The 12,803-nt window shown below is 67.0% G+C and carries 9 protein-coding genes and 1 pseudogene; 8 read left to right on the plus strand and 2 right to left on the minus strand.

What is annotated here, in order from left to right; translation table 11 throughout:
- Positions 1-101 precede the first annotated feature (101 nt).
- Both ACIOHP_RS44945 and ACIOHP_RS44950 read left to right on the plus strand, forming a co-directional pair.
- Positions 102-5,636 carry a DUF6531 domain-containing protein gene (locus ACIOHP_RS44945; RefSeq protein ID WP_401896845.1) on the plus strand — a complete coding sequence of 1,845 codons (5,535 nt, stop codon included), beginning with the start codon at positions 102-104 and terminating at the stop codon, positions 5,634-5,636.
- A 190-nt stretch (positions 5,637-5,826) separates the two neighbouring features.
- Positions 5,827-6,168 carry a hypothetical protein gene (locus tag ACIOHP_RS44950; protein WP_401896848.1) on the plus strand — a complete coding sequence of 114 codons (342 nt, stop codon included), beginning with the start codon at positions 5,827-5,829 and terminating at the stop codon, positions 6,166-6,168.
- A gap of 121 nt (positions 6,169-6,289) precedes the next feature.
- Here ACIOHP_RS44950 and ACIOHP_RS44955 read toward each other — a convergent pair whose 3' ends face one another.
- The gene (locus tag ACIOHP_RS44955; RefSeq protein WP_401896850.1) at positions 6,290-6,673 is read right to left on the minus strand and encodes a hypothetical protein; all 384 of its coding nucleotides are present in this window, start codon (positions 6,671-6,673) and stop codon (positions 6,290-6,292) included.
- Positions 6,625-6,939 carry a hypothetical protein gene (locus ACIOHP_RS44960; RefSeq protein WP_401896853.1) on the minus strand — a complete coding sequence of 105 codons (315 nt, stop codon included), beginning with the start codon at positions 6,937-6,939 and terminating at the stop codon, positions 6,625-6,627. Before ACIOHP_RS44960 ends, ACIOHP_RS44955 begins: the two co-directional genes overlap by 49 nt.
- A 229-nt stretch (positions 6,940-7,168) precedes the next feature.
- Here ACIOHP_RS44960 and ACIOHP_RS44965 point away from each other — a divergent pair, with 229 nt between their 5' ends.
- The 6 genes and pseudogenes from ACIOHP_RS44965 (at position 7,169) to ACIOHP_RS44990 (ending at position 12,753) form a co-directional block, all read left to right on the plus strand.
- A complete protein-coding gene (locus ACIOHP_RS44965; protein ID WP_401896855.1) occupies positions 7,169-8,530 on the plus strand; it encodes a methyltransferase domain-containing protein in 1,362 nt (453 codons plus the stop codon).
- Positions 8,531-8,624: 94 nt separating this feature from the next.
- A pseudogene (locus ACIOHP_RS44970) lies at positions 8,625-8,744 on the plus strand (hypothetical protein); the annotation flags it as partial.
- 26 nt (positions 8,745-8,770) lie between these two features.
- Positions 8,771-9,058, plus strand: a complete 288-nt coding sequence (locus tag ACIOHP_RS44975; protein ID WP_401897028.1) for a hypothetical protein — start codon at positions 8,771-8,773, stop codon at positions 9,056-9,058.
- Positions 9,059-9,744: 686 nt separating this feature from the next.
- On the plus strand, positions 9,745-10,929 hold the full coding sequence (locus ACIOHP_RS44980; protein ID WP_401897024.1) for a GlxA family transcriptional regulator: 1,185 nt from the start codon (positions 9,745-9,747) through the stop codon (positions 10,927-10,929).
- On the plus strand, positions 10,929-11,966 hold the full coding sequence (locus ACIOHP_RS44985) for a hypothetical protein (protein WP_401896857.1): 1,038 nt from the start codon (positions 10,929-10,931) through the stop codon (positions 11,964-11,966). Before ACIOHP_RS44980 ends, ACIOHP_RS44985 begins: the two co-directional genes overlap by 1 nt.
- A gap of 256 nt (positions 11,967-12,222) precedes the next feature.
- Positions 12,223-12,753: a hypothetical protein gene (locus tag ACIOHP_RS44990; protein WP_401896859.1), complete on the plus strand. Its 531-nt coding sequence runs from the start codon at positions 12,223-12,225 to the stop codon at positions 12,751-12,753.
- Positions 12,754-12,803 lie beyond the last annotated feature (50 nt).

Genomic DNA, 12,803 nt, shown 5'->3' on the forward strand with positions numbered 1-12,803 from the left:
GATCACGGGCCCCGGACGCGCTGATGATCACAAGCCTTGCTGTGTACATGTAATGCTTCATGTGCGCATCGTGAGTGGGGGGTGGGGGAGTGCTGGCGTCTGTGTCTTTCCGCATGCGGGTGCTGATCGTGGTGTTGGTGCTGTCCGTGGTTGCGGGTGGCGGCTGGCTGATCAGGGTGGCGGGGGAGGACTCCCGCAGTAGCGGCAGGGACTACGCCTATCGGGGTCCGCAGCCTGCTGCTCAGCAGAAGGCGGTCACGCCCGAGGAGCGGCGTGAGCAGACCAAGGACCGGGCGAAGGCTGTCAAGCCGCATGCTCTGCCGACGACCAAGAGCAAGCCGGCCACGGCGCAGCAGATCGCGCTGTTCAAGGAGAACCAGCAGCGGCTGAACGCGCAGGGGCCGAAGTCCGTGGTCACGCCTGTCCGTTCCGGCACTGGTGGGAGTCAGGCCTCGTTCGCGAGCACTGCGGATGCAGCGGCTGCTTCCTACTCCAGCGGTGCGCTGTACACCGTGTCGACGGACCCGTTCGGCAATGCGGCCGCCCAGCAGGGCGGTTGGCTGGTGGCGCTGGGCAACCACATTGGTGCGGCCGTGCCGGGTGAGCCGTTGCAGGTGAAGTCGGCGATCTACCAGTCCGGCGGCACGGAGACCGAGATACACCCGGTGAAGGTGCGCTGGAAGGTCGACTTCTACGCCTGCCGACTGAGCAACGACGATGTCCAGTACTACGACTTCGGCCAGACGGTCCAGGCGCCGACTCTGAACACCAGCGCGGTCTTCCCCGAGGTGAACGCCACGTTCACGGTGCCGACGACGGAGTGCACACAGGAGATCCCGAGCCTGGTGATCTGGGCCTGCACCACGGTGACGGATGACCCCACGGACACCGAGACCTGCGGCTCGTACAACATGTTCTACATCGTGCCCTCGCTCCCCGACAGCGCCGCCTGCGGCGCCATCTGCGGTGATGCGAGCGGTTCGGCCGGCACGACGGTGATGCGGGCCGACCCCGTGAACACCGCGACGGGCGCGTTCACGGAGGCCTTCACCGACGCCCAGGTCCCGGCGCCGGGCATGCCGTTGACCGTCTCGCGGGCCTACTCCTCGGACAACACCCTCACCGGCGCCCTCGGCAAGGGCTGGCAACTGCCCTGGGAGACGCGCCTGCAGATTGAGTCCGACGGCGACGCGGTCCTAGTCGGTGAGGGCGGCACCCGCCACACCTACGCCAAGGGAAGCAGCGGGAAGTTCACCACGCCCCGCGAGTCCCGCTCCACCCTGGCCGCCGACGGCACCGGCTACAAGCTGACCACCGCCGATCACTCGACCTACGCCTTCAACTCCTCAGGCCTGCTCACCGCGCTCAAGGACCGCACCGGCCGAGGCCTGTCCCTCGCCTACACGGGCGGCAAGCCCACAACCATCACGGACGCTGCCGGGCGAGCCGCGACGCTCGCCTACACCGGTGACCGGCTCGACAATTTGACGCTGGCCGACGGCCGGGCCGTCGACTACACGTATACCGGTGACCAGCTGACGGGCGTGACCTCGCTGGACGGCAAGACCGAGGCCTACGGCTACGACACCGCCGGCAACCTGAACAAGGTCACCAACGCCCGCGCCAAGCAGGTGACGTTCAACGTCTACGACAGCCAGGGCCGGGTGACGTCGCAGACGAACGCCCTGGGCAAGACCACGAGTTTCACGTACTCGAAGAACGGATCGTTCGACCAGGTCGATGTCACCGCCCCGGACGGGGGTGTGTGGACGGACATCTACTTCAAGAACGTCCTGTTCTCGCAGATCGACCCGCTGAACAACAAGAGCTACTACCGCTACGACAAGTTCTTCAACCGCACCAGCGAGGTCGACGCGCAGATCCGCGAGACCCAGTACCAGTACGACACCTCGGGCCGCCTGACCCGCCGCTCCAACTCCGCTTCCGACGAGGACTGGTCCTACGACACCAGCGGCAACGTCGATCAGTACACCGACGGGATGTCCAACGACACCATCTTTGGCTACACGGGCGACCAGCTGACCTCGGTCACCGACCCGCTGGGCAAGAAGACGGCCTACGGCTACAACGCCACCACCAAGCTGCTGGAGACGGTCACTAGCCCGCGCGGCAAGATCACCAACTACGGCTACGACGCCTCCGGCAACCTCACCTCGGTCACCACGCCCAAAGGCAACAAGACCACGTATACCTACTACCCCACGGGCCTGGTGAAGACGGTCGTCGACCCGCGGGGCAACGCCAGCGGCGCGGACCCGGCGAAGTACACGACCAGCTACACCTACGACGACGACGCCGGCCGGGCCAAGACCGTCACTGACGCGCGCGGAAACGTGACGGCATTCGGCTACGACGAGGTCGGCAACCTCACCACCGTCACGGACGCCGCGCAGCGGCAGACGATCTATGCCTATGACAGTGCCAACCAGCTGACCACCATCACCGACCCGGTCTCCAAGGCCACGACGCTCGGCTACGACGACGCGGGCCGTTTCAACAAGGTGATCAACCGGCGGGGCGCGAAGACTACGTACCAGTACGACAAGGCCGGCAACCAGACCCAGGTCGTCACCGCCCGCGGCAACGTCAGCGGCGCTGATGCCACGCAGTACACCTGGACGATTGGCTACGACAAGGTAGGCAACCGCAAGACCGTCACCGACCCGCTGGGCAAGACCACGGCATTCACCTGGGACGCCGACAACCGCCCGCTGTCGACGACCGATCCGCTCGGCCACACCCGCAGCGTCGACTACGACAACAACGGCAGCGTCACCAAGACCCTAGACGGTCTCGGCCACGGCATGACACTGGCCTACGACGACAACAACCGTCTCGCTTCGTCCAGGACCTGGGCCGGCTACACCACCACGTACGAGTACGACGATGACGGTCACTTGTCCGCCAAGGTCTCCCCGGAGGCCGAGCGCACGACCTACACCTACGACGACGAGGGCAACCTCGCCACCGCCGTCGACCCCCGCGGCAACGTGACCGGAGCCGACCCGGCGCAGTACACCTGGACCTACGGCTACGACCCGGCCGGCAACCCCACCACCGTCACCGACCCGCTGGGCCACAAGCAGACCACCGGCTACGACCAGGTCGGCAACATCGCCTCGGTCACCGACGCACGCGCCAAGCAGACGGCCTACGAGTACGACAACCTCAACCGGCCGACGAAGGTCACCGCCCCAGACACGGGCACCACCTCCTTCACCTACAACGCGGCCGGCTTCCTCGATACCAGCACCGACGCCAACACCCACACGAGCACTTACGGATACAACTCCGAGGGCGAACTGACGTCGGTCAAGGACCCGCTGGGCAAGACGGTCTCCTACGAGTACGACCTCGACCACAACCGCACCAAGTACACCAACGCCCGCAGCCAGACCATCACGACCACGTTCGACGCCCGCAACCTGCCGACGAAGGTGGCCTACTCCGACGGCACCGCGACGGAGAGCTACGTCTACGACGACGCCAGCCGCATCACCGGCGTCACCGACGCGACCGGCACCCGCACCCTGGCCTACGACAACGACGACAAGATCCTCTCGATCACGTCGCCGGGTGCGACCAAGCCCTTCGCCTACGTCTGGAACACGGACGACACCCTCAAGTCACGCACCTACCCGGACAGCCGGGCCACCAGCTACACCTACGACAAGGTCGGCCGGACCAAGACGCAGACCACCAACAGCAAGGCGGTCTCCTACGGCTACGACAAGGCCGGCAACCTCACCACCGTCACCCTGCCCACCACCACGGCCCGCACCGAGACCCGCACCTACGACGAAGTCGGCCGCCTCGCCACGCTGGCGACGCCGACCGTCAGCAGCACCTACGCCTACGACGAGAACAACCGCCTGGTCACCGAAACCCCCGGCACCGGCTTCCCGACGCGCTACGCGTACGACGACGCGGGCCGCAGGACCCGGGCCTGCACGGACACCGCCTCGACCTCCTGCTTGACGGGCACCACCGGCACGACGAACACGTACGACAAGGTCGGCAACCTCAAAACCGGGGTCGTCGGGTCCGCGACCACCTCCTACGCCTACGACGCCGCCGACCAGCTCAGCACGACCACCACCGGCACAGCCACCACCAGTTACACCTACGACGCCGACGGCAACCAGACCAAGGACGACGACGGCACCTACACCTACGACCCGGCGAACCGCGTCAAGTCCGCCACCATCGGCACCAACGCCTACTCGTTCCGGTACGACGCCGACGGCAACCGCACCACCACCAACAAGAACAGCACACTCGCCGGCACCTCCCGCTGGGACATCAACGGCGCCCTGCCGCAGATCGCCACCGATACCGACGCCTCCGGCGCCCTGCTCGCGGACTACCACTACGACCCCGACGGCACGGCCCGCTCCATGGACCGCACCGCCGGCACGTACTACTTCACCCAGGACCGCCAGAACTCCGTCAGCACCGTCTACGACGCGGCAGGCACCGACAACTACCGCTACACCTACAGCCCCTGGGGCACCCCGACCGGCACAGCCACCATCACCGGCGGCCAGACCAGCCCCTACGGCTACACCGGCCAGTACAAAGACCAATCCCTCCCCGACCGCCTTCAACTCCGCGCCCGCTCCTACGACACCACCCAGGGACGCTTCACCACCCAGGACCCGGTCGCCGCGGCAGCCGACAACCCCAACCAGTCCCCCTACAACTACGCAGACAACGACCCCACCAACCTCTCCGACCCCACCGGCCAGTGCCCGATGTGTATCGGTGCAGGCATCGGAGCGGTCCTCAGCGGCGGCGTCTACGCCTTCACCCACCAGGACGACTTCGACTGGGGAGACTTCGCAGCCGCCACCGCAGAAGGCGCAGTCGTCGGCGCCGTCGGCGGCTACCTCGCCCCCGCAGGCACCGCCCTCGCCGCCAAACTCGGCCTGCAAGGCGGCCGCGCCCTCGCAACCGCCGTCGTCACTGACGCCGCCATCGGCATGGGCCTCACCTGGGCCATCAACACCGCCCAATGCCAGCCCACCACACCCACCGACCTCCTCGTTGGTGCACTCACAGGCGGTCTCAACGGCCTGGTAGGGCCGCTCTGGCGGTGGGGCAAAGGCCTATTTGGCGGTGGTCCGAAGGCCGGCGGGCTCACCCTCGACCTGCCTCTCATGCCAGCAGGAATGCGTGGGAACGGGGGCAGGCCGCCGTTCGCGCCGGTAAGGACGTACCCAGCTGGGCCGGGATGGACCGTCGGCAGCCAGCTACGAGTAGCCGACAGGCTGGCATTTGATTTGGCGCGAGACAATATTCCCAACTACATCAAGAGGACAGGTGACCGTGCGTATGTGGCCGGGGTTCATGTCGAGAGCGGCGAGATAGCCGTCGCATCGTCAGGTGCGCGAGCGCCTGGCGGTTACAGCTACTGCGCAGAAGGTAATGTATGTCATGTCCTGGGAGGTGATGGGAGCAAGATTATATTCACCCATGCATACGCGATCGTGAAACGAGCGGATGGCTCCCTTAAAATCGACGCAAAGCCAGTCTGCGTCAAGTGCCAGGCAGACTACCCTCCAAGTCGTTTCATCGATGGTGCTGAGGCTCAACCAGGAGGGCCTTGGAATTGATAAGAGAGACGCGGTCATGCGAATTGTGCAACTTGAGACATCACGCCATAACTGGCAGGCCATCCAATGCGGCTGCAACCAGAGTGCGGCCCATATTCCGGTAGATTTGTTGTCGGCCCTACAGGGTCCTCTGCCAGATCGGATGGGAGAGGGATGGGCGGATGGGCATGCGTACATACAGTCGAATCTGATGGCGCCAGCTTCGGCTACGTCGGCAATGATCGCTGCATCCTTGGTTGATGCTGAAGTGCCACTAGAGTGGCGTCGTCATCTTTTGGGGGTGCTGTCTAACCTTATCTATGGGGAGCAGGAAGACATTGCGATTTCCTGCAAGGAAGCAGTGCGTGGGTGCATTGAAATCTTCTTCGAGGAGATTTCATCTGGAAGGTCTAAAATGGCCGCCTCGTACGCTTTCGAGTTGCTAATGGCGTACGAGGATCAAAGAGACAGGCTGCGCGTTTATCAAGTAGAGGCTCGCTCGAACCTTCCTGATTACCTGCATCAGGAAAATTTGGATCTAGATTCCCTGTAGATCTCTTGGGGTCATACTGAAGTGTTCCGGGATTGGTGGAGACTCTGATGTGCCCCGGGTCTGGTCAGGGCTGATTCAAAGTCCTGGCGATCATGTGGCGTTGCTGGTCAGGGAAGTCCGATCAACTCCAGCGGGTGAAGGGTGTGTAGGAGATCGCGCGCAGGCCGGCAGCGAGGCTGCGGTGCCCGGCGGTGCGCAGGGTGCTGATCGCGAAGCTGCGCAGTGTGGCCATGTTCTCGGGTCCGTGTCCGGTGCGGATCTTCGAGGTGTCCTCTCCGATCGTGGTGTCTCTGATGTGGTGCACGGCCTCGATGCCCCATTGTGCGCGGGCAAGTTGGCTGATGGACTGGGGAGATGCCTGACGCGCGGTCAGGTCGGTGATGGCGTAGACGGTTTCACGGGTGATCGGGCCGGTCTTGAGGTCGGTGCGGTGACGGTGGATCTTCGCGGCCTGCGCTACGTACGGGAAGTCCAGTCCCAGACCGGTGACGGTGAGCGCTCGCACCGAGCGGTCTCATGCCGCCCGTGCCCCGCCTCGCGGTCGTAGCGGCGGGCGGTCACCTCCTTCCACGGCAGCGAGCGCAACGCGTCGTGCAGCGTCGGCTGGTTCCGCTTGATCACGAGCAGGTAGTGCGCCTTCTTCACCTCTACCAGCCACCTGGCGTGGTCACGGTGGGTGTGCAGGGCGTCGGCGGTCACCACAACACCGGCCAGGTCGAACGAGGACAGCAGCTTTGTTAAGCCGGTGACCTCGGTGGTCTTGTCCGGCACCCGCAGCTGGCTGACGGTGCGTCCGCCTTCCAGGACGGCGGAGAGCAGGTGGGCGCACCATCTTGCGCAGCGACCGGTGGCGGCAACTGACCGATGCCGTGCCGCTGCCGCGGGCCGCCTGCACTCCGGATGACTCCGGCGACTGCGACCCGGCCAGCACCGAGGCGTGCAATCCTGCCTACGACGACGACATCGCGCCCGCCCCCGCTGCCGGCCTTGGAGGGACTGCGTGATCTGGGAAACCGTCGCCGCAGCCCTGGCCGACCGCACCGCGCACCGTACGTCCCGGTGGCGGAACCCCCTGACCCGGACGCCGCGCCACCTCTTCGTCGCCAAGTGGTGGGAGATCGACGACGGACAGTGGACGCTGCGCGAACCGGCCAGTGACGAGGAGTGGCTGAGCGCGGCCTACCGTGACCGCTCGCTCATCACCCGCATCGGACCGCTACACGCCGACCGTGCCAAGACCGACGACCATCCCACGGGCCGGCCGACATCCTCGGCCACCCTGCCCAGCCTGCTGGTCACCATGTTCCGGCACGCCCGGATCGATGACGGTGACACGCTCCTGGATGTGGGGACGGGCAGCGGCTATGGCACGGCGTTGGCCGCACACCGGCTCGGCTCCCAAGCGGTCACGAGTGTGGACATCGACGGCTACTTGGTGCAGGCCGCCCGCGAACGCCTCGATGCGATCGGGCTGCACCCCACCGTCGAAACGGTCGATGCGACCGGCCCGCTGCCCGCCGACGCAGGGCGGGTTGATCGCATCGTCGCCACGGTTGCCGTGCGCAGCATCCCCACGAGCTGGCTGACCGTCCTCAGCCCCACTGGACGGCTGGTGACCACCATCGCGGGCACCTCGCTACTCGTCACCGCGGACAAGGCCGCCGACGGCGGCGCGGTGGGCCGGGTGGAGTGGGAGCGGGCCGGCTTCATGCACGCCCGCAACGGCGAGGACTACCCGCCCGCCCCGTCCGCGCTGCTCGCCGCCGCGCACGACCAGGACGCCGAGCAGGTGACGCGCGGCCTATACCCGGTCGTCGACGTGGCGAACGCGTGGGACCTCGACTCCATGCTGGGCATCACCCGCGCCGGGCATCGAGCACGCCTACCACCAGACGGGGGAGCGGCGGGTCGCGGTCATGGCGCACGCGGACGGATCGTGGGCCCGCGCCACCGCAAACGGCAGCGAGCGGCCCACGGTGCACCAAGGCGGCCCCCGGCGGCTGTGGGACGTGCTGGACGAGATCCGCGCCTACTGGCTCCAGCACGGCGAACTTCCGGTGCGCGGCGCCCGCGTGCGGATCATGCCCGACGGCCGCACCCGACGCGCCCGCGGTACGTGGCACACCACGCTCTGAGCATGTGCCCCTTGAGCGGCCCCACTCGTCTGTTGCCCCCGTGGTGGGTGAGTGGGGCCTTCCGCATCGCACAGGTGGTCCTTGGCTTGGACCGTGATGCGTGGGGTCTGGCGCTGTCCCCGGCCGCACCCGCGCCAACCTCGCCGAGGAAACGCCTGGCGAACGTGTCGCTGAGGCCGCTGAGCTCAGCTGGCGCGGGCAGTAGACATCCGATGCGGACCGGCTGAACCTGACGGAATCTGGCCGGCGCGGCCCTGTCCGACGCAGCACTCTGGTGACCCGGAGCCAGGACTGTCAGACCGTGGCGGCATGCTCGTCGGCATGAACGAAGACGCCTTCTGGCAGCTCATCGAGGACTGCAGGCCCACGGCGCCCGATCCGGATGCCGAACTCCTGGCAGCCTCGCTCGTCGATCGGCTTGCCCAGTCCCCGTTGCCGCGGGTCATCGGCTTTGCCGAACACCTGTCATGGGCGCTGTACCGGCTGGACCGCAAGGAGTACGGATACGGTCTGGGCGCAGATGCCTTCCTCTACACCCGTGCCGCGCCGCGGTCGTCGCCGCCGGCCGCACCGAGTTCGACAGCATCCTCCAGGACCCGTCGGTCTTCACGCCTTACGCCCGCGACCTCATCTGGGCCGAGCCCCTGCTCTACACCCCGGACCGGGCATACCAACGCATCACCGGCAAGGAGTGGGACCGCGGTACCCGCTACTCCTACGAGTCCTGCTCCAACACCGAGGGCTGGGCTGATTGAACGCCATGGCCTGCGGGTGGTGACGAACTCCAGCGTCTGGCTTCCCTCGTGCTCGACCGCAGCGGCGGTCGCGACGACCCGCAGCAGCGCCTGCGGACGGATGCGTACGAAGGCTGTCCAGGAATCTTGATCGCGCAGGTGGTGGCGCGGTGTGTGGTCGGGAGCCGTTGTGTCCCGCCTTTCGGGCGGACTTCAAGTCCGTTCTGTATGTGCGGAGTTGCCTGCGATCTTCTACGGTGTTCTCGGCGGCCCGTGCGCTGTCGGAGTTTGCTGGGGGAGACGGGGGAACTGTGGTGAAGGACTTCGTCGCGGGTTGTGTCGCTCAGCTGGTGCAGCACATGCGGGACGATTCCTCTTGGCCGTCCGTTCGCGAAGCTCTCGTCGCGTTCCTCGTGGACTACGAAAGCGGTAGCAAGGCCCGTCCGAACCAGGTCAAACGCGAAGTAGACCGAGTGCGCAGCGACCTCCTTTCTGCCCTCTCGCGCGCAGAGGACGACACCGCGGCTGATGTGGAAGCTGAACTACGCATGCGCTTGCGCCGTGTCCTTCGCGGCAGCCCGGAGGCCAGCAGCGTGTTGCGCCGTCTCAGCGACTTCCCACCGGACACCCCCGATTCGGGCCTGCAGAAGAAGCCTCGCCGCCCGACGGCAGCCCCTGGGCAGGCATCTCAGAAGGCGGCTACACCGATCTCTCCGGAAGCCGGGGCCCGGAGGCTTTCCGGGCGACGGCGCAAGGAGATCGTCGCGGTGCTGCTGTTCAGCGGCGGCCCCATCTTCGAGAGTTCCATACCGCTGTCGGTGTTCGGGATTGACCGCCAGGACGCCGGCGTGCCGCGCTACCGCCTCCTGGCAGTGGCGGGCGAGGAAGGCCCGCTGCGCACGACGGCGGGGCTGGAACTCGTTGCGCCGCATGGCCTGGAGGCGATCTCACGGGCAGGCACGGTCGTCGTGCCGGCCTGGCGTTCGATCACCTCGCCACCGCCGGAGGACGCGCTCGACGCACTGCGCCGGGCGCACGAAGAGGGCGCCCGCATCGTCGGATTGAGCACGGGCGCCTTCGTCCTGGCCGCGGCGGGCCTGCTGGACGGCCGCCCCGCGACAACACACTGGATGTACGCACCGACGCTGGCCAAGCGCTACCCGTCGGTGCACGTGGATCCACGCGAACTGTTCGTCGACGACGGCGACGTACTGACATCAGCCGGTACGGCGGCCGGAATCGATCTCTGTCTCCACATCGTGCGGACGGACCACGGCAACGAGGCGGCGGGCGCACTGGCCCGGCGTCTGGTGGTCCCCCCACGCCGCTTGGGCGGTCAGGAGCGCTATCTCGACAGGTCTTTACCTGAGGAGATCGGCGCCGACCCGCTAGCCGAGGTCGTCGCCTGGGCGCTGGAGCACCTCCACGAGCAGTTCGACGTGGACACGCTCGCCGCGCGCGCCCACATGGGCCGCCGCACCTTCGACCGCCGCTTCCGCTCACTCACCGGCAGTGCGCCGCTGCAGTGGCTGATCACCCAGCGGGTGCTCCAGGCGCAGCGGCTGCTCGAGACGTCGGACTACTCGATCGATGCGGTCGCGCGCCGCTGCGGCTTCCGCACCGTCGCAGCTCTTGGCGGTCACTTCCGTCGCCAACTGGGCTCCACGCCGGATGACTACCGTAACGCCTACCGGGCTCGCCGCCCCGGCGGCACCCTGCACACCTCGCCGGGGCCCTCGCCTGCCCCGGACGATGATGAATGGCCCGCCCCGCCCGCCCCGCCCATTCAGCCGACGGTTCACCAAGCCGGCGGCCAGGCGTACCAGCAGAGCGGGACCTCTGCAGCCGAGCAGCGCGCTGAGACATCCGTAGAGCGGAGCACCAGCACCTGATGGGAGACATCGCTAAGGGGGCGCTGGGAGGCGCCTGGAGTCTGCTGGTCGGGTGGGTGCTGCCGACCGCGATCAACCTCGCCGTGCTGACCACCACTCTGCTGCCGGGCCTGCGCAAGGTTCCACCGTTCGCGCACGTAGTCGGCCTGGCCGACGGACGGGGCGCGCTGACCTTCCTGACCGCATCGCTGATGCTGGGCCTGGTCCTCAACGCCCTGCAAAATCCCCTCTACCGCATCCTGGAGGGCTACTTGCTGTGGCCCTCCCGCGCGTACGAATACGGCTGCCGCCGGCATCAGGCCATCAGGCGCTGCCTGACCGACCGGCTTTTGCTCATGCGCCTCGAACGCCGTGCCGCCGCCGCCAACCTGTCCGCCGTCGACACCGCAGACCTCACATTCCTTCGCCACAGCCCCCACCTGGCCCGCTACCGAAGCCTGGACCAGCGCAGCACCGTCACCCGCCGGGCCCTCCTCCAAGAACGCCTCGCGCGCTACCCCGTCGGTGACGGCCACCTCGCGCCCACCCGACTCGGCAACGCCATCCGCCGATTCGAGGTCTACGCCTACGACCGGTACCAGCTGGACTCGCAGCTCCTGTGGAACGAACTGACCGCAACCGCCCCAGAACAGGCCCGCCGCCAGGTCGACACCGCACGCACCAGCGTCGACTTCTTCGTCTGCCTGCTCTACGGCCACCTCGCCGTACTACCCGCCGCAGTAGCGACCCTCACGTCGAGTGCCACCGGAGCATCAGCTGCAGCGACAACCGCTGTCATCCTCGCCGCCCTCGTTCCCGTGTGGTACCGCTGCGCCGTCAGCGCCACCGATGAATGGGCGGCCGCCGTACGGGCCCTGGTCAACGTCGGGCGTCACCCGCTGGCCGCCTCGCTCGGTTTGGACATTCCCAAGGAACTCGCCGCCGAGCGCACGATGTGGTCTCTGGTCTCTCGGATCCCACGCATTCCGTACCACGAACACGCGGCAGCCCTGGACCACTATCGCCGCTCGCCCACTCCCGCAGACGACACAGCCTGAAAGTCGGCTCCCCGCGAACCGTCCCGGGCAGCGAGACGCCCGTGCTGAGCATCGCCCCACAGGCCACAACGGCCATGCCGCATCCCTTATGCGGCTGGATCGGTCCGCAGTGCAGCGTCCGACAGGATCCGGAGCCTTCACTCATTCGTGTTCACAACATGGGCACGCCCCTCCACGCGCCACGCATGAGGACGCATGATGCCCTCCTGCACGCCATGTCCTTGGGGGGACCATGACTGACGCTACGCCGCCACCTGTGCCTAACTTCCCGCCGCCCACGCCGAAGAAGTCACGCACCAACCTGATCATCCTGGCCTCGGCCGCCGCAGTGATCACCGCCGTCATCGGCACAGGGATCGTGGTCGTGCAGTCCGGAGGCGGCGGGAGCACGCCGGCCACCACCACCGCGGGATCGAGCTTCCCGGACGAGGGCGTCGTGACCGCAGCCGCAGAGGAACCGGACCTGGAGCCCACGTACGCCGAGGTCGACGCCGCCGATTTCACGGTCAAGCTGCGCACCACTGAGCGGCATTGCTTCGGGTCGGCTGGCTGTAACGTCACAGTCGAGCCGGATCTGACGCTGCTGATGGACAGCTCGGAGCTGGATCCGGACGTGGTGTACGAGATCACCTATGAAATTCGGGGTGACGAGTCGGGCCCGGTCGTTGAGACGGCTGAGCTGTCGAATCGGACGAGCCTGAACTTCACGCCATCTCTGATCAGCGCGGCTTCGTCGGGGACGAAGCTTTCGGTGGAGATCACCGACGTTACGGTTCGGGAGTACTGAGGCCAGGGTGGGTGTGCAGCGGCGTCGCCAGGGTTATGCCCAGGGGCAGT

Source organism: Streptomyces sp. NPDC087859 (genome assembly GCF_044742595.1).
Taxonomy (GTDB): domain Bacteria; phylum Actinomycetota; class Actinomycetes; order Streptomycetales; family Streptomycetaceae; genus Streptomyces; species Streptomyces canus_F.

Coding starts and splice junctions, on each gene's coding strand:
- ACIOHP_RS44985 (WP_401896857.1), top strand. CDS start 10,929: ATGGGAGACATCGCTAAGGGGGCGCTGGGAGGCGCCTGGAGTCTGCTG.
- ACIOHP_RS44975 (WP_401897028.1), top strand. CDS start 8,771: ATGGGCGCTGTACCGGCTGGACCGCAAGGAGTACGGATACGGTCTGGG.
- ACIOHP_RS44950 (WP_401896848.1), top strand. CDS start 5,827: ATGGCGCCAGCTTCGGCTACGTCGGCAATGATCGCTGCATCCTTGGTT.